The sequence below is a fragment of the Nocardiopsis sp. iso_186 genome (assembly GCF_056173365.1).
In genome coordinates, this window is the sequence record NZ_CM149670.1 from 4,211,293 (window position 1) to 4,231,175 (window position 19,883).

Here is a 19,883-nt window from a genome sequence, read left to right on the forward strand (position 1 = left end):
GCCATGGCAGCACACACCGCACCGGCCCGGCAGAACCTGCCATTGGAACTCAACAGCTTCGTGGGACGTGAGCGTGACCTAAGTGACCTACTCCGACTGATCGAGGCCAATCGGGTCCTGACCCTGTGCGGAGTCGGAGGAATCGGCAAAACACGACTGGCGCTGCGGATAGCCGCACAGGCGACGGCCGAATTCCGGGACGGGGTGTGGTTGTGCGAACTCACAGACGTCACCACCCGGGAGGAGATCGTCACCCGTATCGCCACGGCCATTGGCGTCAGCGAGGAGAACGAGCGCGAACTGGAGCAGACGCTGGCCGATGTGCTGCGACCACGCCGGCTGCTGCTCGTCCTGGACAACTGCGAGCATGTGATCACCGACGTCGCCGCGGTCGTCTCCGGGCTGCTCGACATCTGCACGGAAGTGTCTTTCCTGGTCACCAGCCGTGAGCCGACTCGCGTTCCGGGGGAGACCGTGTGGCGGGTGCCCCCGCTCGGTGTCCCCCGCCCCGGTGAGGCCGACCCTCTGTGCACCGAGTCGGTCCGCCTTTTCGTGGAACGGGCCCGCGCGAGCTCCCACGACTTCACCGTGACTCCGGAACGCCTGGAGCACATCAGTGACATCTGCCGCGGTCTGGACGGTATTCCGTTGGGCATCGAACTGGCCGCGGCGCGCGTCCGACTGCTTTCGGTCGCACAGATTGCGCAGCGGCTCGGCGATCGCTTCAAATTCTTGACCAGCGGCCACCGCGGCGCTCCGGTACGGCAGCAGACACTGCGCGCGGTCATCGACTGGAGCCACGGAATGCTCGGGGAGTCGGAGCAGATTCTCCTGCGGCGGCTCTCGGTGTTCTCCAGCTGGAACCTCGAACTGGCCGAACGGGTCTGCGGGGACGAGTCCCTCCCTCGTGAGGAGATCCTGGACCTGATCGTCTCGCTGGTGGACCGCTCACTGGTAACAGTGGCCGGCGAACACCAAGGGCGCATGCGCTACCGGCTGCTCGAAACCATCCGGCACTACGCCGCCGTTCAACTGGGCGAGTCGGGCGAAGAGCGCGTCCTGCGGCTGCGGCACCGCGACCAGATGCTGCTGCTGGCCGAGGAACTGGCCGACAACACCGTGCGCGGCTCTGGAATGGCCTGGCCGCAAAGATTCGATGTCTGGCATCGGGTGATGGCCGACTACGACAATCTGCGTGCAGCGTTGAGCTGGTCGGCCGTCCGGGACAACGCGGCCGAGGGCCTGCGGCTGTGCGTGGCGCTGCGCCCGTACTGGATGGCCGCCGGGCAGCGAGCCGAGGGCGCCTATTGGACCGACCGCTTCCTGGCCATGGACAGCGGCGACGAGGGGCTGCGCGGGCAGGCAATGGTGCGCCGGGCCGAATTGGCCTGGGACCAGCAGGACCACGCCCATGCTGCCCGGATCGGCGAGGAGGGGTTGCGACGCTGCCGCGCGTCGGACGACTCGGCATCGGTCGCACTGGCCCTGAACATTCTGGCGATGACCGACATGCGCGGCAGGGACTTCGACAGCGCCAGAGAACGCCTGGCCGAGGTCGTCGAGTTGACCCGATCGGTCGGTGATCCCTGGAACGAGGGCATCGCCCGCGGTACTCAAGGAGCGCTCGCCGGCCTGGAAGGCGACTTCGACTCCGCCAACGCACACTACGATTCCGCGTTGGCCATTCTGCGCGGGATCGACCACCGGTGGGGCGTGGGCCGCACACTCCTCGGCCAGGGGATGGTGGCGGAGGCACGCGGCGACCTGTTCGGCGCGGACCGCTGCTTCCGCGAGGCGCTGGACATCCAGCGTGCCATCGGCGGAGCTCCGGAACTGGCACGCTGCCTGGCCGGCGTGGGGCGGATCGCCGCTCTTCAGGGCGCCACGGCCCAGGCGTACGACTACCTCAGTGAAAGTCTCACCCTGTGCCAAAGCACCGGCCAGCGGCTGGGCGTGGCGCGGGGGATGCTCGCCATCGCCACGATCGCAGAACGTCAGGGCATGGTCGAGGATGCGGCGAAACTGGCCGGGGCGGCAGCCGGGATGCGGGAGCGCTCGGGGTATCCCCCCAGCGCGGCGACGATCCGGCCCTCAGACGGCCCGCTCGCCGCGCTCTGGGAGAAAGGGCGCGGCCTGGAAGTGGACGAGGCAGTGGAACTTGCACTGCATTTGGCCGAGACCGGCAGATCACCGCGCTCTTCCGCCGTGGAGCAACCGCCCCGTTCCACCGTTTTGACCCCCCGCGAACATGAGATAGCGCTGCTGATCGGTTCGGGGATGAGCAACCGGTCGGTTGCCGAAACCCTGTTTATCACTCCGACCACGGTGGCTCGCCATGTCGCCAATATCCACACCAAGTTGGGGTTCAATTCCCGCACTCAGATCGCGGCGTGGATCACGGAGCGGCAACCGCACGCCTGAGGCCCCGGATCGCTTCCCATACGGCGATCCGGGGCTCTGATCCATGATCGGTCAGGCCACCGAAAAACTACAAACACGCGCTTTAGCACCTGTGAACTGGGAAAAGTGTTTCTACATACGCTACGGGCCCGAATTTACATATGCAGCTGCACACGTGAATGCATGTGCAAACGGGCTTGAGCGCGCTAATCTCATAGCCATGAGTTCGCCTCAAGGCGCTTCGCGAAGCGAAGTCCGACTCGGAGCGAACTCATGCGCCTAAGGCGCGGAAACCCAGCGAAACCCTGTTTTGAACCAGCCGGAACTGGCTTAACGGCCAGCGCCTCGCTCCGTTTTCATCGGGGGCGACGGAGCGAACGGCCATGGTCCGAACGGGACACGACTGGGGCTTGAGCGGCCGCGGGTGCCTTTTGAGGGGAAGGTCCCGCGGCGCTGACCGCCACGGCGTTCCGGGCTCGCCACGTGGAGGGGGCGTGACGAGCCCGGCCAGCGGTCATCATCTGGACGATCGGGGGATTTCGTGGAGGTCAACCGACTACAGGACGTGTCTCAGATGGACCCCGCCGAGTTCCTGTGTGGCGGCTCGACTCCGATCGGCTCGCTGACCGGTGGCCTGTTGGAGCGGCTCCGTCACGACGGCTTCCGCAACCGGGTGAGCGACCACGAAGGCACGAGCACCAGCGCCACAGATTTCGCCGAGACGGTCCAGCAGGCTGCGACCGGGTTGAGTCGTCGCGGACTGCGCCCGGACGACGTACTGGCCGTACTGGCCCCGGTCTCCACCGATCGGCTCACCGGGATCTACACCGCGATGGCAGTAGGCGGTATCGCACTTCCGCTCGAACTCACCTCCGACATCGATACCCTTGCCGAGGTGCTGGTGGAAACCGACGCACGGATGATCATGGTCAGTCCGGAGCTGGCATCACTGGCTCTGGTGCTCTCCGAACGCTCTCGGGTCCGTCAGGTCGTGGCGTTCGGCAGTGCCGAGGAGACCACGCCCTTCGACGAGCTGTTGCGTCCGACGCGCAGCCGAAGTGCCTACGACCCGACCCACGGCCTGTTCAACAGCGGCTTGCTGGGGTACGCGGCACTTCCCGGCGGGCGCCTGCGCACCGTGACGCATTCGTACCGCGACCTGATGGGGCACTTCCGCCGGCTCTGCACTGAATTGAACCCGACCCCGACGGACGTGGTGGCTATCGAGAACGGGATGACCGAGTTCGACCGTTGTGTCCTCGCCGCGGTGGCTTTGTGGCGGGGGGCGTCGGTGGTCGCACTGGCCCCGGGGGAAAACGCTGCCACCGGGGCGGAGCTGGCACACGCGGAGGCGACCATTCGCGGCTACCCCTTTCCCTGCCGGATCCACTGATCTCCACACGGACCTGCCGGACCACGGCTGCGCGGACGGTGGGGCCGCCGCTCCCGATATGGCCGGGGAAGCGGTTCGCTCAACGGCTTGCGGCCGGCTAGACGAGGTCGATCTCGAACCAGGAGACGTGGGTGGCCTCTGTGCGGTATTCACCGTTGCGCGAGGTGCAGTCCTCGATGATGAGCTTGCCCCGGCCGTGCTCGCCCTCGTCCTCCCGGGTGACGACCGCGACCTCATCCGGGTCCTTGTCCCCCTGGTCGGCAACAGCGATGCGGACACAGCCCGGACTCACCCGGATGAACAGTGTCATCACTCCGCCGATCTGGCCGGAACGGGAGTGCAGAAGCGCGTTGGTCGCGAGCTCGCTGACCGCGAGCTCCGCGTCGTCCAGGATCGCTTCGGGGTAATTGGCGCGTTCGAGGAATTCCCGGACCCGTGCCCGGATCGAGCGGACCGCGGTGAGGTTGCCGATACAGCTCCACACGGTGTGGTCGGTGGCCGACCCGGTGAGCTCGCTGGTGTCGATGGCGGGCGCGTCGTAGGGGTCGGCAGCGTCGCACGCGCGCAACCGCTGCGAGTCGGTCATCCCCATATCACTCCCATCACAACCCGCCCTCGGACACCCGCCCGGGCGCCTCGCGGATCTCCTTGGCAAAAGGCACCCCGACAGCACAACACATCGACGTCGCCAGTGGTACGGCAGCCCCACAAAAGGCCGTCATGTGTCCTCTCGCAATAAGACAAAGGACGCGTCTACCGCCCACGAATCCTCCCTCGTGAACTGCGAACTCAGGACATCTGCCGACTGGGGTCCGACTGACGGGGCCTGCACGACGCACTGTCGCGACACAATCGAGACCGAACAGCCGACCGAATGCATTCCGGGAACGGTAACCATTGTCATAGAACCCACGACTCGTGGATCACTCGGGCACCAACTGTCTCGGTAACACCTGAAAGGCTACTAGGGAAGAACGCGTTCGTCGGTAAGGACGGGAGCGGAAAGAACGCCCCGTCGCTGCTGCTCACCCGCTCCCTGTCCGGCATCGGCGTTCCCGCCGCGACCGCTGGCACCGAATCGGCCCGCGGCAAGCCGCTACCGGGCGTGTCGCGATTGCGGGCCAACCGGCCCCGGCCCTTCCCACTGCCGGCCGTCCCCGGCCTGGGCCCCAAGAAACCACTCGGACCTGCGCGGCCACAGAAAAACCTGTGGGCGATCGGCCTTGGGCCGTTCGCCCGAGAACCGGGCTCAAGACAAGCAGGGGCACCGATTCGAGGGCCGCCCGGGGCTTCCCGGCCCCAGAGCGGCCACCGGCGACAACAGGTCCGCCCTCCCGCTCACGCAGCACGGGCTGCCCCTGAACACCGCCTGTTCGGCCGTTGTCATGAGGGCGGGCCGGTGAGTCGGGTAGAGATTGGAGGAAGGCCGCAGGACAAGGACGCGGCCACCCCCGAGTGACCCGAGCGAGAGGCACGAGTAGATTGACCGCCACAACCGCACCACGCGAGCAGGTCGTCCTGTTGAGCGAAGACCTGTCCCCCATCGGCGAGGCCGACAAGGCCACCGTGCATACCGGCCAGACTCCACTGCACCTAGCCTTCTCCTGTTACGTACGGGATGCGCAGGACCGGATCCTGGTCACCCGGCGAGCCCTCTGCAAGAAGACCTGGCCCGGCGTGTGGACCAACAGCTTCTGCGGACACCCTGCACCGGGTGAGGACCGTACTGCCGCGGTGTATCGCCGCGCCCGGACCGAACTGGGCCTCGAACTCGAATCCGTTCGACTGGTACTGCCGGATTTCCGCTACCGGGCGGTGTCGGCGGAAGGCATCGTGGAAAACGAGTTCTGTCCGGTCTACACAGCAGTCGCCGGTAACGACCCGCTCCCCGACCCCGACGAGGTAGCCGAGTACCGCTGGGTGTCCTGGACCGGCCTGGCCCGTCTCGCCGAGGAAGCCCCCTGGTCCATCAGTCCGTGGGCTGCCATCCAGGTCCCGTTGCTGGACACAGCCGCCCAAAACCGCTGGAAGGTCTAGAGCAGCACGTTTCCCATCCGCGTGACCGATCCAGCAGACGTCCGGACCACGACCGTCGAGAGTCCCCGGGCCGGCGCGACAGGACCGGCCACCACATGCGATCGCGACGCGTCGCGTGGGAGGGTGTGCGCAGAATCGAATCGCCCGGTCTTCAGCACAGCAGGGAGTCCCCTCCTCTGACCGAGCCGCGCAGGCGAGCCGGCCGTCGCAGGTGGGGACACCCGGGCCCATCGGATGCGAACAATCGACCTGTTCATGGGGCTGTCGCACCAAAGGGACCGGAAGCCCGCCGATTGTGGAAGCGGGGGCGGGCCGGGCGACCTGCCCCGTCCTTGCGCGTCGTGTCACCCAATCGCCATCGATACGCCTCCCTGTCACCAACGGCAGGTTTGTCGCCCTTATCCTTCTTGAGAAGAAGGTAACCTTCATTCCACCCCTCGCCGTTTTCGGGCAACCGTTTTCGGGGAATGGCTAGGCCCACTCTCCGGGACACGGCAACGTCGAGGTCCCCCTCCCAGCAGCACTCTGCATCCGCGACACGGAAACCTGGACGATGCGGCTCGATGGCTCCCGCGCTTGGCCCGACAACAGCGTCGTCGGCAGGCTCACCGCCCCTCAGCGCGACGAACTACTCTCCCTTGGCACCCGGCGCGAGTTCGCCGCAGGCCAAGTCCTGCTGCGCCAGGGAGAGCTCAGCACCCACCTGTTCGTTCTGACCAACGGACACGTGAAGATCATCAGCGAGTCCGACACCGGACGCACCATCCTGCTGGCGGTACGCTCACGCGGCGACCTGGTGGGCGAACTCGCCGGCATGGACGCCAGCCCGCGCATGGCCCGTGTCGTCGCGATCGGCGCCATCTCCACCCGCGTGCTGGGCTTCTCCGAGTTCGAGGCTTTCCTTGAACGCACCCCGGCCGCGGTCAAGATCGTCAATGCCTCGATCGCGGGAAAACTGCGATCGGCCACCGACAAGATCGTCAACTTCAGCAGCCAGGAAGTGCCGGTCCGGGTGGCCCGGGCGCTCCTGCGCATCCTCGCCGACCACGGGCGTCCCGCTCAGGGAGGCGTCTCCATCGGGATCCCACTCACCCAACCCGAACTCGCCGCGATCGTGGCCGCCTCCGAACCGGCAGTGCACAAGGCCCTGGCCGAACTACGCAAGCACGGCGTGATCAGCGTCGGCTACCGCAACTACATCGTGCTCGACCTCCCCCGGCTACGGGAGTGTGCCGACCCTCCGGAGAACATTTCGACAAGACCGTAGCAATACGGGATCTCAACTCGCGTTTCGCGCGACGGTGGGTGCGGGCACCCCCACGCGCCTGCCCACCGCGCACCACCCCTGCAAGAAACGAGGTTCCGGATGGAGTATCCGACCCCCGCCATCCGTCGGATGTGCCTGGCCGTGGACGCCGAAGCATACAGCGGACGCAACCGTCGCTCCCAGAGCGAAATTCAGGAATGGCTGATCAGGATCATGGATCTGGTCTGCGAAAACGCCAATCTGGACCGATCCTGCTGGGAGGTGCAGGCACAGGGCGACGGCGAACTCGCGCTGCTCCAACCGGGGATAGAGGAGGCGCGGGTGATCGCCTACTTCACCCACGAGCTCGCCATGGCCCTCTACCACCACAACGCCGATCTGAAAGACGAGTCCCGGCTGCGGCTACGGGTGGCCTTCGATCAGGGCAACGTATCGCTGGGCGCCAACGGCTACGCAGGTGCTGCGGTGGTCTCGGTCTGCCGGCTGCGCGACTCCGCCGCCGCGAAGCGTGCGCTGCGCGACAACCCCGAAGTCAACTTCGTCCTGACCGTCTCCGACTCCATCTACACCGACGTCGTTGACCAGGGGGATTACGACCTTTACAGCAGGGAGTTCACCCCGGTCGAGGTCAGCGACGAGGACAAGCGCTTCCGCACCCGCGCCTGGGTGCACGTGCCCACCGCACACCCCCGTGTCCAAGCGGCCCCTCCCTACCAGGACTTCTCCCCCGACCAGATGCGTTGGTGGCCGCCCCGGATCACCAACACCGGCCCCCAGGCCCACGTGCGCTACAACTACGGGACGGTGACCGTCAACGGCGGTACCGGCGACAGCGCCGGCTGAGCGCCCCCAGACGGGGGCCGGTCCACCGCTCGGACGCGGCCAGGATCCGGCTCCCCCGTCCGCGTCCGCACGGGCAGGTGACGGGCGCGGGTGGAACCGGGATGACGCGGGGAGAAGTGGACGGGACCCGCGTCATCCCGGACGGCCGCAGGTGCGGCAGGAACCGTCGTCCGGGTCAGAAGAGGATCGACATGACCTCCCCGACCTCGCGGAATCCCACTTTCTGGTAGACCGCGCGCGCCGGGGTGTTGAAGTCGTTGACGTAGAGGGTGACCCGGGGCGCGATCTCGGCACGCGCCGCCTGGACGACCGCGGCCATCCCCGCCACGGAGTGTCCGCGTCCGCGCAGGTCGGGATGGACCCAGACGCCCTGTACCTGGCAGACGTGCGGTGTCGCCGCCCCCACCTCTGCCTTGAACACGACCCTGCCGTCTTCGATCCGGGCGAACGCGCGTCCCATCCGGACCAGCTCCTCGACCCGTGCACGGTACAGCGCACCGCCGTCACCGGAGTCGGGAGGGACCCCGACCTCCTCGGTGAACATCGCCACGCAGGCAGGAAGCAGGATGCCGAGCTCGCTCATGCGCACCCGGCGCACCAACGGGTCCGGGACGACCGCAGCGGGAATCTGCTCCGCCTCGAGCACCGGCTGGCGGGTCCGGATGACCCGGGCCGGCCCCCAGTACGGGCCGAGGCGCTGCCACAGGTCGGTGACGGCAGCAACCGGTCCGACGATGGAAGAACAGCGCCGTCCCTGCCAACGGGCGTGGCCGGCAAAGTGCCTGACGGCATCGGGGCCGGCATTGACCGGGACGAGGTTGGCTCCGGCGTAGCACAATGCGGTGATGGAGCCGTGCTCGACGTACCCCCAGAGCTCACCGCCGAGCCGGCCGGGGTTCAGCCCGGCAGCGCGCAGTCGTGAACTGACGAAGACATTGCCGACGGGGTCGGCATCGAGCAGGGCGTGCACGGCGGCACTGTCGCCTTCACCGAGCACACGTACCGGCGAGGTCCGCAGCACCCGCATCACCTCACCTGGGAGCGTCCGCCAGAGGCGGCAGGAGATCCCGGCGCCTCTCGACCCAATCGTATCCACCGGACGTCGGAAAACGCCCGCTTCTGACGGTTTATGGCTGGGCGTCGGCCATCCTCTGTGTCCACTCGCGCCAACTGTCCCCGGCCGTTCCAGGGTAGTCCGCGCCCGTCGGGGATCATGCCCCGAGGCGGTGGTCGAGACCGGGGATCCCCCGGTCGGGGTCTGCCTGCGCGTTCTCGGGACGACGCGGCTGGGGCTGGGGTGGGGGCGCGCAGGTGAGGTCGGCCCCGTTGGAACCACCACCGGCCGCGGGCAGCGTTCCCTCACGCAGATAGGCGGCCACAGCCAGGTCCACACAGGCGTTGTCCCCGAAGGAGACGCCGTGGGTGACGCCCCCCTGTTCGATGATCAACCGGGACGAGGGGAAGCGCGCGTGCATCGCGTATGCGCCCGCGACGGGAGTCGGTCCGTCCTCCGTGGCTTGGACGATCAGTGCACTCGCGACGGACCGGCCGTCCACCTGGAACCACGGGCCGCCCTTGACCGGCCAGAACATACAGGGACCGTTGTACCAAGTATTGTTCCAGGCCATGAACGGCGCCTCGTCGTGCAATCGTCGGGCATCGGTGCGCCAGGTCGCCCAGTCACGCGGCCAACGCGCGTCGGAGCACTGGGTGGCCAGGTACGCACCGTGGCTGGGATCGGAATCGGCGTCTTCGCCGAGTTTCTCGTGCATCGAGAGCAGGGGCTTGGCATCTGCGCCGCGGACGTAGGCGGAGAGAGTCTGTGCAAGGGAGGGCCAGTAGGTGCTGGCGTAGGTGGCGGGCAGGAAGATGTTCTCAAATTCCGTGGCGCCGACAATCCCGTCCAGGGGCTGGGCGGCCAGGTCGTCGCGGGCCGAGTAGTAGCGTTCGGCGACCTGCTGGCCTGTGGTGCCCAACCGGTAGTCGGCGTCGTACCGGGCGATCCAGCCGAAGAAGTTGCGCGCTGCCGCGTCCAGTGAACGGCTTTGCAGCAGATTGCTCCCGTACCAGGGGTTGTCGGGATTGACCACGCTGTCGAGGACGATGCGGCGCACGCTGTCGGGGTAGAGCGTGGCGTAGACGCCGCCCAGGTAGGTGCCGTAGGAGTATCCGAGGTAGTCGATGCGTTCGACTCCCAGTGCGGTGCGGATCGACTCGATGTCGTGGGCGCTGTCCACGGTGCGGATGTGGCTCAGCAGCGCACCGTTGCGCTCACGGCAGGCCTCGGCGTACACGGCGACCCGGTTCAGCAGGGTTTTCTCTGCCGAGGCGTCGGCAGGCACCGAACTGGGGCGCGCCGCCTCGAAATAGCGGGGGTCGCACTGGACGGCGGGGGTGGAGGCTCCCACACCGCGGGGGTCGAAGCTCACCACGTCGTAGGACTCGCGCAGATCGTCGGGCAGCCCTTGGGCGACGATGGCCGCCCAGTCCCGTCCCGGGCTTCCCGGTCCACCGGGGTTGACCACCAGGGTTCCGGCTCGCTCGGCCCGGGCCGGCACTCTGGACAGCGCCAGTGTCACGGTTTCCGTGGCCCCGGAACCGCCGCGCTGCATCGGCACGGCCAGCGAGGAGCACTCGGGTTGGATGTCGCCGCGCGGTTCGAGATCGGCACATACCGCCCACTCAAGCTTCTCCTGTGCGACCGCCGGCCCGGCCGCCAACCCCGCGGCAAGCAGCGTCCCCACCGTGACCGCCCCGACCGCCCCGCCCGCGCCTCGCCGCACACCCTCCGCCTTTCACGTGATTCGTGATCAGACGAATTCTCTCCGTAAACAGCGCTCATTCGGTGAAGCGACACGACGGCCTGTCCGCCCACGGCAAATCATCGCCGGAAACGAATCCGGCTACGGCCACCGACCATCGATGATGTGCCGACCGCCGTAGCCTCATTCGAGCACGCACCCCACGACCTGCTCCGCCCGAGTAGCGAGCGCTGGAGCGCAGTCTCTCCAGCGCTCCTTCGACGGCATCGCGCCGGGTGCGGTCAACTCGTGGTGGGGAGTAACGGCTTGCCGTGGAGGCGGGCGCCGGAGCGCAGCGCCTGTCCGCGGATGCCCGACAGCGGATCGGCTGCCGCTGTCACGGGATTCCGGCTCACGGCACCCCGGCGATCGCGGTTGATCCTGACCGCTCAGGAATCTCGTCCACGGGATCACACGCCCCTGGCGGATATCCGCCGCTCTCCCGCGCACCGATCCCCATGGACGAGGGCGGGGTCAGCCGGCCACGCCGACCGACGGCTCGCCCGACTCCACGCCGGCCTCGCGCATCTCTTCGGCGATGCGCATGGCCTCCTCGATCAGGGTCTCCACGATCTTGGACTCGGGAACGGTCTTGATGACCTCGCCCTTGACGAAGATCTGGCCCTTGCCGTTGCCCGAGGCAACGCCGAGGTCGGCTTCACGGGCCTCCCCGGGACCGTTGACCACACAGCCCATGACGGCCACCCGCAGTGGCACGTCCATGCCTTCCAGGCCGGCGGTGACCTCCTCCGCCAGGGTGTAGACGTCCACCTGGGCACGTCCGCAACTGGGGCAGGACACGATCTCCAGCCCGCGCTCGCGCAGGCCCAGGGACTCAAGGATCTGGTTGCCGACCTTGATCTCCTCGGCGGGCGGGGCCGACAGCGACACCCGAATGGTGTCACCGATCCCCTCGGCGAGCAGGGCGCCGAAGGCGACCGAGGACTTGATCGTGCCCTGGAAAGACGGCCCGGCCTCGGTGACCCCGAGGTGCAGGGGGTAGTCGCACTTCTGGGCGAGCAGCCGGTAGGCGTTGATCATGACGACCGGGTCGTTGTGCTTGACCGAGATCTTGATGTCGCGGAACCCGTGCTCCTCGAACAGGGAGCATTCCCACAGCGCGGATTCCACCAGCGCCTCGGGCGTGGCCTTTCCGTATTTGGCCAGCAGTCGCTTGTCCAACGATCCGGCGTTGACACCGATACGGATAGGGGTGCCGGTGTCGCCCGCGGCACGGGCGATCTCCTTCACCTGGTCGTCGAACTTGCGAATGTTGCCCGGGTTGACCCGCACGGCGGCGCATCCGGCCTCGATCGCCGCGAAGACGTACTTGGGCTGGAAGTGGATGTCGGCGATCACCGGGATCTGCGACTTGCGCGCGATGATCGGCAATGCCTCGGCGTCGTCCGCGCTGGGCACCGCGACCCGGACGATCTGGCAGCCGGACGCGGTGAGCTCCGCGATCTGTTGCAGAGTGGAGTTGATGTCAGAGGTCAACGTGGTGGTCATGGACTGCACCGAGACCGGGGCGTCGCCGCCGACGGCGACGTTGCCGACCATGATCTGCCGCGACTTGCGCCGTGGCGCCAGTGGACGCGGAGGCGCAACAGGCATTCCAAGATCGACGGACACGCGATTTCACCTCGCCGGCCGCCGGGTGCGTCCCGACGGCGTCACTTGAGAGTTTAAGGAGTAGGAGCGGCCGCGACACAAGCGCGGCACAGCGGACTCGAAACAAGGGTTCTCGCCTCCGACGCCCGCGATGAAAAGGCTACCCGCACTGGTCACCACCGCGCGCCGGGTCACTGCATCAGCCGAACAGGGTTGACGATATCGGCGATCAGCAACAGCAGGCTGAAGCACAGGAAACAGGCGACGACCACATAGGCGACCGGCATGAGTTGCGCCACGTCCACCGGACCGGGGTCGGGCCGGCGCAGGAATTTGGCGAATCGCCTGCGAACGGACTCCCACAGTGCGCCGGCGATGTGCCCGCCGTCCAGGGGCAGGATCGGCACCATGTTGAAGGCGAACAGGAACAGGTTGATACCGGCCAGGAGGTTGAGCACCATCGCGGCACGGTCCAGCATGGGAGCGGGCAGGGCCAGGATCTCGCCGCCGATGCGCGACGCCCCGACGACGCCCACCGGGGAGTCCGGCGCGCGCTCAGCCCCGAGGAAGGCCGCCTCGAAGACCCCGGGGACCTTGGCGGGCAGGGTGATGATGGCCTTGCCCACGGACAGGGTGGTCTCACCGAAGAAGACCGCCGACTCGCCTGCGCTGAGGGTCTGGCGCTCATACGTCGGCACGAAACCGACGAAACCCGCCGTGACGGTCTCAGGGACCTGGCGTCCCTGGTCGTCCAGGACGGGATCGCCCTGTGCGTCGGTCCGGACCACGATGTTGCCGTCGGCGTCGGTCTTGGCGACCTCGTTGGCGATGAAGTCGGTGGACAGCGACAGCGTCTGGCCGTCCCGCTCCACGTCGATGGTGCCCGGGCCGATGTTGGACCGGATCGCGTCCTGGACGGCACGCCAGTCGGGGGTCGCCACACCGTTGACGGCGGTGATCCGGTCTCCGGGTTCGAGACCGGCTTTGGCAGCCGGGGAGGGCTCGGCATCGGCGGGACAGGAGTCGTCCGCGCTCGCGGCGGGGACCACGCACTCGTGGACCGATCCTACGGTGGTGGTGCTCTGGTAGATGCCCACGCCCATCAGGAGCCCGGCGAAGAGCACCAGGGCGAGGACGAGGTTCATCGCCGGCCCGGCGAACATGACGATCAGACGCTTCCACGGTGCCCGCTGGTAGAACTGTCGGTCCTCGTCGCCCGGCTCGATGTCGCCGACCGAGGCCTCACGGGCGTCCTCTGCCATGGCACGCCAGCGCGACAACGGCTTGCCGGTGTCGGGGCGCTGCTTGGCGGGCGGCATCATGCCGACCATGCGCACGTATCCGCCCAGGGGGACCAATTTGACCCCGTATTCGGTGCCACCACGGTGGGTGGACCACAGGGTCTTGCCGAATCCGACCATGTACTGGGTGCAGCGGATGCCGAACATCTTGGCCGTGGCCAAGTGGCCCAGCTCGTGCCAGGCGATCGAGAGCAGCAGGCCAAGGACCATGAGAACGATCCCGAGCGCTGTCATCAACACGACCATCTAGTCTCCTCAACCCCGCCTGGAGATCAGTTCTCCGGCTCGGACGCGGGCCCAATGGTCCGCCGCGTAGACATCGGGGAGCGAGAGGTCCGCACCGGCGGGTGCGCCCCGATGCTCCGAGACTACCTTCGCCACCGTCTCCACGATCGCGGGGAAGGCGAGGCGTCCTTTGAGGAAGGCGTCCACGGCCTCCTCGTTGGCGGCGTTGTAGACCGCCGGCGCGGTCCCCCCCTCGGCCCCTACCTCGCAGGCCAGACCCACCGCGGGAAACGCCTCTGCGTCCAAGGGCTCGAAGGTCCAGGTCTGGGCCTTGGTCCAATCGATCGGCGCGGCGGCCCCGGTGACCCGTTCCGGCCAGGCCATCCCGTAGGCGATCGGAATGCGCATGCTCGGAGGGCTGGCCTGGGCGAGAGTGGAACCATCGGTGAACTCCACCATCGAGTGCACGATCGACTGCGGATGGACCACGACCTCGATCCGCTCGAAGGGAACGTCGAAGAGCAGATGCGCCTCGATGACCTCCAGCCCCTTGTTCATCAGGGTCGCGGAGTTGATCGTGATGACCGGCCCCATGCTCCAGGTGGGGTGGTTGAGTGCCTGCTGCGGGGTGACGTCTGCGAGCTCCGCGGCGCTGCGCCCGCGAAACGGGCCGCCGCTCGCGGTGATGACCAGCCGGCGCACGTCCGAGCGGTGGGCGGCGACCTGTCCCTGGGCGAGGCTGGTGAGCTCGCCGTCGGGTACGCGGGGGAAGCACTGGGCCAGCGCGAAATGCTCGGAGTTGACCGGGACGATCTGGCCGGGGCGGGCCAGCGCGCGTACCAGCGGGCCGCCCACGATGAGTGATTCCTTGTTGGCCAGCGCCAGCAGCCGTCCGGCTCGCAGCGTGGCGAGCGTTGACTCCAACCCGAGCGCGCCGGTGATGCCGTTGAGGACGACGTCGCTGGGGCGGGCCGCGAGTTCGGCCACCCCTTCGGGCCCGGCCAGTACTTCGGCCGCGCTGCCCCGCTCAGCGAGACGTTGACCGAGTTCGGCCGCGCGAGCGGTGTCGGCAACGGCGACGACCGACACGTCCAGTGCGCACGCCTGGTCCACCAGCAGGTCCAGCCGGGACCCTCCGGCGGCCAGGCCCACGACCCGGAACCGCTCGGGCGCTCCGAGGGCGATGTTGACGGCCTGGGTCCCGATCGACCCCGTCGAGCCGAGGACGACGACATCGCGGGGGGCGGAGGAGGGGACGGTCACTGGGATAGACGCCTCATCAGGCGACTGAGCGGTACGCACGCCCCCATTGTGGCCCAGCGCCTCGACCAGCGGGACACCTTCTGCCGGTGACTTTGCCTGGATCGTACCGGCCCGCGCCGAGGAACGGCGTTCCCGGAACACGGCGAATCCAAACTCAAAGTAGCGTCATGAATACTCTGAGTATGGAACAATTGCGGCCATGACTTCGTCGGCCGCCCATAAAATCCTTGGCCCCCTCGCCGGGCTCACCATCGCCATGGTCGGCGTCCCGGCCGACAGCACGGCCCCGGCCGCCCCCGTCCCGGAGCCGGCCCCGCAGGTCGCTGCGGCCCCGGCCGCGCCGGACGCCCCCGAGGCACGGGCGGGCTCCACCAGCGACGCCCCCGGCCCCGCCCCCGCACGTGCTGCTGCCGATGGGGTGGTGCGCCAGTCGGCGGCGGTGGGCGAGGGCGCCCAGGAAGCGGTGCTGGACTACTGGACCCCCCAACGGATGGCCTCTGCCGTTCCCCGGTCCCTGATGCTCCAGGACGTCGTCGGGGCCCTTCCGCTCTCTCTCCCGATCCCCGTGGAAGAGGGTTCCACCCCGCAGGCCGCGAGTGCCAACAGCACCGGTGAGCGCTGGACCTCCGGTGGCGCGATCGTCAAGCGGACCGGCAAGGTCTACCTCACATTGGACGGCGCGGACTTCACCTGCTCGGCCGCAGTGGTCAATTCGCGCAACAAGGACACCGTCATCACGGCGGCGCACTGCCTCAAGGACGGCAAGGGTTCCTGGGCCAAGAACTGGATCTTCGTTCCCGGCTACGACGACGGCAAGGAACCCTACGGCCGGTACTCCGCGCGCGAAATGCTGGTCGCACCGGAGTGGTCCAAGAACGCCGACGACAGCTACGACTTCGGCATGGCCGTACTCAACACCGGCTCGGGCGGGGCGCACGTGGCCGACCGGACGGGGTCGTTGCCCATCGGTTTCAGCGAGCGCGTGGCGTCGCGGGTGTACTCGTTCGGCTACCCCTCGTCCGGTTCCTTCAAGGGACGCCACCTCTACTACTGCTCGGGCGCGACCGCGCGCGATCAGAAAGGGACCGAGGGGGCGGGGATGCGCTGCACCATGACCCAGGGTTCCAGCGGCGGCCCATGGCTCAAGGACTTCGCCACCTCCACCGGCACCGGAACGGTGACCTCCGTGGTCAGCTTCAAGTACGCTAACGACTCCAGGACCCAGTACGGGCCCCGGCTCGGCGATGACGCGAAACGTCTGTACAACGCCGCCCAGGGCCTGTGAGCCGGCGGCCGGTCCCGGGACTGCTGTTCCGGGACCGGCCCGATGTCAGAGTTGGACCCCGGTGAGCACCATCACCCGCTCGTAGGTGAGGTCGTCCATCGCCGGCCGCAGTCCCTCCTTTCCGACCCCGGACTTCTTCACCCCGCCGTAGGGCATCTGGTCGGCACGGAACGCGGGGACGTCGCCGATGACCACCCCGCCCACCTGCAACTCGCGGTGCGCCCGGAAGGCCACTCGGAGATCAGTGGTGAACACCCCGGCCTGAAGACCGAAGTCACTGTCGTTCACCTGGGCGAAGGCCTCATCCACACCGGAGACGCGCTGGAGCACCAGTACCGGACCGAAGATCTCCTCGCGCACCACCTTCGAGTCCGCGGGTGCATCGGCCAGCACCGCTGGGGACACCGTGACGCCGTCGCGACGGCCGCCGGTCAGCAGCTTCGCCCCGTCGGCCACCGCCTCCTCAACCCATTCGACCACGCGGATCGCGGCTGCCTCGTTGATGAGCGGTCCGACCTCGGTGGCCGGATCGGCCGGGTCCCCGGTGACGAGTTCTTCCACCCGGGCCACGAGCTTGGCCACGAAATCGTCATAGACGGCGTCGGCGACGATGACCCGCTGCACGCCGATGCACACCTGTCCCGCCTGGTGGTTGCCGAAAAGCGCGATGCGCTGGGCCGCCCAGTCCAGGTCGGCGTCGGCCAGGACCACGGCCGCGGCGTTCCCGCCCAGCTCAAGGGTGACGTGCTTGTGCGGGGCACGCTTCTGGAGCTCCCAGCCGAACTGGCCTCCGGTGAAGGAGATGACCGGAAGCCGCTCGTCGGTCAGCAGTGACGCGGCCGACTCGTTGGCCATCGGCAGCACCGAGACCATCCCGCCGGGGAGGTTCGTCTCAGCGAGGATCTCACCGAGCAGCAGCGCCGTCATAGGCGTGGCCGGAGCGGGCTTGAGGACGATGGGTGCCCCAACAGCGATCGCCGGAGCGATCTTGTGGGCGACCAGATTGAGCGGGAAGTTGAACGGCGAGATGCCGAGAACGGCCCCCTTGGGAACCCGGCGGATCAGCGCGACGCGCCCTTCCCCTGTGGGGTCGGTGTCCAGACGCTGCATCTGCCCGCTGTCGCGGCGGACTTCCTCGGCCGCCCAGCGAAACACCGAGACAGCGCGGCTCACCTCGCCGCGTGACCACTTCAGCGGCTTGCCGCTCTCCGCGGTGATGACCCGGGCGATCTCCTCGGAACGCTCGTCCAGACGGCGGGAGGTGTGGGCGAGCGCCTCGGCCCGCACATGGGCGGGCAGGGCTGCGGCCTCGTCGAGGACGGCATGCGCGGCGGCGACGGCCGCCTCGATCTGGGCGGGGGTGGGAACCGCGACGGTACCCGCGACCCTCCCGGTGTAAGGGTTGGTCACAGTGAGCTCGGTATCGCCGGCGGCAGCGACCCCGGCCAGCCAAAACGGACGCGTAGACATGCCCTGGAGGCTACTGCGCGCCCCCCGCCCTTTCCTTGTCCAACCAGGACAGGACACAAGAGGCAACACTCCACCGCGGACAACTCCCCCTCCTGACCATTGGGCCGGGAGGACGATCCGTTCGAGCCGCGAACCGGGGAGTGCACACGATCCGATAAAACACAGAGCCACCATACGGTCACGCTTAGCGGATTTCGGGTGTCGGACGAGATAAGTTGCCAAGCGGGAAAACGCCTGATCAGGGAGAAGGATGCCATGTCGGCCATTCTGGGAACCCACGGCCCGCTCCTTGTCCGTACGGGGGGCGCCGCACTGGTGGGCGTACTGACAGCGGGACTGCTCGCGGTCGGCGCGGCGCCGGCCACCGCCGCCGACGGTCTCAGCGACCTGCGTACCGACCTGGACGCCCTCCTGAAGGACCCGTTGTTGGCCGGTGCGACCTCGGGAGTGGTGGTGCGCAACGCCGCCACCGGCGAAGTACTTTACGAGCACCAGCCCCAGACGTCCCTGTTGCCCGCCTCCAACAACAAACTCCTGACATCGGCCGCCGCACTGGAGGTCCTGGGTGCGGACTACCGCTTCAGCACCCTGGTATCGGCGACCGCAGCTCCCAGCGACGGCGTGATCGAAGGGGACATGCACCTGATCGGCACGGGTGATCCCTCCCTGACCACCGAGACGTTCGACGCGTTGGCGGCCAAGGTCGCTGACGCCGGCGTCACCGAGGTGACCGGCGACCTGATCGCCGATGACACCTGGTTCGACGACGCGCGGCTGGGCGCGGGCTGGGAGGCCGGCGACCAGCCCTACTACTACGCCGCACAGGTGTCGGCGCTGACCGTGGCGGCCAACTCCGATCTGGACACAGGCGTGGTCGAGGTGCAGGTGTCGCCCGGAACCCGTGGCGGCCGGGCCGTAGGTGTGGCGCTGCGCCCCGCAACCGACTACGTCAGGGTGGACAACACCGCGACGACCGGAGGCCGGGGGAAACTGGCCGTCACCCGCCGCCTGGGCGGCAACACGATCGCGGTCAGCGGCGGGCTCCCACTCGGCGGGCGGGCCGTCACCGAGTTGCGCACCGTGCACGAGCCCACCGGCTACGCCCTCGACGTGTTTCGCCGCGCACTGGCCGACAACGGTGTACGGGTAGGGGGGAGCCCGGTCTCCGGCACCGCTCCGGCCGACCTGATCGGACTGGTCCATCACGAATCCGCCGAGCTGGGCGAACTCCTGGTGCCCTTCATGAAGTTGAGCAACAACACCCACGCCGAAATCCTGGTGAAGACGATAGGACGCCGAGCCGGCGGCGAGGGGAGCTGGGCTGCGGGGCTCCCCGAGGTGGAGCGCGCCCTTACCCGGATCGGCCTGGACACTCCCGGGCTGGAGCTCACCGACGGCTCCGGTCTCTCCCGTGGCAACCGGTTGTCGGCCGCACTTCTGGCCGACCTGCTCCAGGAGGCAACGGACGAGCCGTGGTTCGAGACATGGACCGATTCGTTTCCCATCGCGGGTGACCCCGACCGTATGGTGGGCGGCACCCTGACCAACCGGATGCGCGGCACTCCAGCGGCCGGAAACGTCCGCGCCAAGACCGGGACGATGACCGGGGTGAGCGCGCTGTCGGGCTATGTGACCGGCAAACGTGGCGAACCTCTGCTGTTCGTCGTATTGGACAACGGGCACACAGGCGCCGCGCCGCGCCCGGTCCAGGACGCCATCGCCGTACGGCTTGCACGCTTCGCCAGGGACGCCCCCACCGTCGGCGACGCCTCCCGAACCATCAGACAGATCCACCCCGGGCAGCAGCCGAACGACCGGCTGGAATGCAGCTGGGCGCGTGCCTGTTAGGCACGATTCCCACAAAACGTCCGGTTGCGGACGGAGGATTTTCGGCAGTTACCTTATACGGGTGAAAAACGGTGGCCAGCTCTTCACGAGATGAACCCGGACTACGCTCGGCCTCCTTGGAGGCGGTGGTGCCACCACC

General features: G+C 68.0%; 14 protein-coding genes. 7 read left to right on the forward strand and 7 right to left on the reverse strand.

The genetic code is table 11. The features are described from left to right. Positions 1–3: 3 nt before the first annotated feature. Together AC0VYP_RS18500 and AC0VYP_RS18505 are read left to right on the forward strand one after the other, a co-directional pair. Positions 4–2,421 carry a tetratricopeptide repeat protein gene (locus tag AC0VYP_RS18500; protein WP_475470935.1) on the forward strand — a complete coding sequence of 806 codons (2,418 nt, stop codon included), beginning with the start codon at positions 4–6 and terminating at the stop codon, positions 2,419–2,421. A gap of 553 nt (positions 2,422–2,974) precedes the next feature. Then, positions 2,975–3,793: an AMP-binding protein gene (locus AC0VYP_RS18505; RefSeq protein WP_285757895.1), complete on the forward strand. Its 819-nt coding sequence runs from the start codon at positions 2,975–2,977 to the stop codon at positions 3,791–3,793. A 97-nt stretch (positions 3,794–3,890) separates the two neighbouring features. On the opposite strand, the gene AC0VYP_RS18510 is transcribed toward AC0VYP_RS18505, so the two are convergent. Continuing rightward, positions 3,891–4,379 carry an ATP-binding protein gene (locus AC0VYP_RS18510; protein WP_285757334.1) on the reverse strand — a complete coding sequence of 163 codons (489 nt, stop codon included), beginning with the start codon at positions 4,377–4,379 and terminating at the stop codon, positions 3,891–3,893. An 896-nt stretch (positions 4,380–5,275) separates the two neighbouring features. Between AC0VYP_RS18510 and idi the strand changes: the two genes are divergently transcribed. The 3 genes from idi to AC0VYP_RS18525 all read left to right on the forward strand — a co-directional run bounded on the left by idi (position 5,276) and on the right by AC0VYP_RS18525 (position 7,940). Next, a complete protein-coding gene (gene idi, locus AC0VYP_RS18515) occupies positions 5,276–5,830 on the forward strand; it encodes an isopentenyl-diphosphate Delta-isomerase (protein ID WP_285757335.1) in 555 nt (184 codons plus the stop codon). Positions 5,831–6,383: 553 nt separating this feature from the next. Further along, the gene (locus AC0VYP_RS18520) at positions 6,384–7,097 is read left to right on the forward strand and encodes a Crp/Fnr family transcriptional regulator (protein ID WP_475470938.1); all 714 of its coding nucleotides are present in this window, start codon (positions 6,384–6,386) and stop codon (positions 7,095–7,097) included. A gap of 99 nt (positions 7,098–7,196) precedes the next feature. Beyond that, entirely contained in the window at positions 7,197–7,940 is a 744-nt protein-coding gene (locus AC0VYP_RS18525) for a hypothetical protein (protein ID WP_475470940.1), read from the forward strand. A 175-nt stretch (positions 7,941–8,115) separates the two neighbouring features. On the opposite strand, the gene AC0VYP_RS18530 is transcribed toward AC0VYP_RS18525, so the two are convergent. From AC0VYP_RS18530 to dxr, 5 genes are all read right to left on the reverse strand, one after another. After that, positions 8,116–8,961 carry a GNAT family N-acetyltransferase gene (locus AC0VYP_RS18530; RefSeq protein WP_285757896.1) on the reverse strand — a complete coding sequence of 282 codons (846 nt, stop codon included), beginning with the start codon at positions 8,959–8,961 and terminating at the stop codon, positions 8,116–8,118. Between the two features lie 190 nt (positions 8,962–9,151). After that, a complete protein-coding gene (locus tag AC0VYP_RS18535) occupies positions 9,152–10,723 on the reverse strand; it encodes an alpha/beta hydrolase (RefSeq protein ID WP_285757338.1) in 1,572 nt (523 codons plus the stop codon). A 492-nt stretch (positions 10,724–11,215) separates the two neighbouring features. Further along, on the reverse strand, positions 11,216–12,373 hold the full coding sequence (ispG, locus tag AC0VYP_RS18540) for a flavodoxin-dependent (E)-4-hydroxy-3-methylbut-2-enyl-diphosphate synthase (RefSeq protein WP_285757339.1): 1,158 nt from the start codon (positions 12,371–12,373) through the stop codon (positions 11,216–11,218). Between the two features lie 170 nt (positions 12,374–12,543). Next, positions 12,544–13,899, reverse strand: a complete 1,356-nt coding sequence (locus tag AC0VYP_RS18545) for a M50 family metallopeptidase (protein WP_285757340.1) — start codon at positions 13,897–13,899, stop codon at positions 12,544–12,546. Between the two features lie 9 nt (positions 13,900–13,908). Beyond that, positions 13,909–15,147, reverse strand: a complete 1,239-nt coding sequence (dxr, locus tag AC0VYP_RS18550; RefSeq protein ID WP_475474290.1) for a 1-deoxy-D-xylulose-5-phosphate reductoisomerase — start codon at positions 15,145–15,147, stop codon at positions 13,909–13,911. Positions 15,148–15,340: 193 nt separating this feature from the next. On the opposite strand from dxr, the gene AC0VYP_RS18555 reads away from it, so the two are divergent. Further along, the gene (locus AC0VYP_RS18555; protein ID WP_285757342.1) at positions 15,341–16,426 is read left to right on the forward strand and encodes a trypsin-like serine peptidase; all 1,086 of its coding nucleotides are present in this window, start codon (positions 15,341–15,343) and stop codon (positions 16,424–16,426) included. Between the two features lie 45 nt (positions 16,427–16,471). Here AC0VYP_RS18555 and AC0VYP_RS18560 read toward each other — a convergent pair whose 3' ends face one another. Then, positions 16,472–17,896, reverse strand: a complete 1,425-nt coding sequence (locus AC0VYP_RS18560) for an aldehyde dehydrogenase family protein (RefSeq protein ID WP_285757343.1) — start codon at positions 17,894–17,896, stop codon at positions 16,472–16,474. 255 nt (positions 17,897–18,151) lie between these two features. On the opposite strand from AC0VYP_RS18560, the gene dacB reads away from it, so the two are divergent. After that, positions 18,152–19,744, forward strand: coding sequence for a D-alanyl-D-alanine carboxypeptidase/D-alanyl-D-alanine endopeptidase (dacB, locus tag AC0VYP_RS18565; protein WP_475470944.1), 1,593 nt, complete (start codon positions 18,152–18,154; stop codon positions 19,742–19,744). Positions 19,745–19,883: the final 139 nt, after the last annotated feature.

Coding starts and splice junctions, on each gene's coding strand:
- AC0VYP_RS18520 (WP_475470938.1), top strand. CDS start 6,384: ATGCGGCTCGATGGCTCCCGCGCTTGGCCCGACAACAGCGTCGTCGGC.
- AC0VYP_RS18510 (WP_285757334.1), bottom strand. CDS start 4,379: ATGACCGACTCGCAGCGGTTGCGCGCGTGCGACGCTGCCGACCCCTAC.
- AC0VYP_RS18555 (WP_285757342.1), top strand. CDS start 15,341: ATGACTTCGTCGGCCGCCCATAAAATCCTTGGCCCCCTCGCCGGGCTC.
- dacB (WP_475470944.1), top strand. CDS start 18,152: ATGTCGGCCATTCTGGGAACCCACGGCCCGCTCCTTGTCCGTACGGGG.
- AC0VYP_RS18505 (WP_285757895.1), top strand. CDS start 2,975: ATGGACCCCGCCGAGTTCCTGTGTGGCGGCTCGACTCCGATCGGCTCG.
- AC0VYP_RS18560 (WP_285757343.1), bottom strand. CDS start 17,896: ATGTCTACGCGTCCGTTTTGGCTGGCCGGGGTCGCTGCCGCCGGCGAT.
- AC0VYP_RS18525 (WP_475470940.1), top strand. CDS start 7,197: ATGGAGTATCCGACCCCCGCCATCCGTCGGATGTGCCTGGCCGTGGAC.
- AC0VYP_RS18500 (WP_475470935.1), top strand. CDS start 4: ATGGCAGCACACACCGCACCGGCCCGGCAGAACCTGCCATTGGAACTC.
- AC0VYP_RS18545 (WP_285757340.1), bottom strand. CDS start 13,899: ATGGTCGTGTTGATGACAGCGCTCGGGATCGTTCTCATGGTCCTTGGC.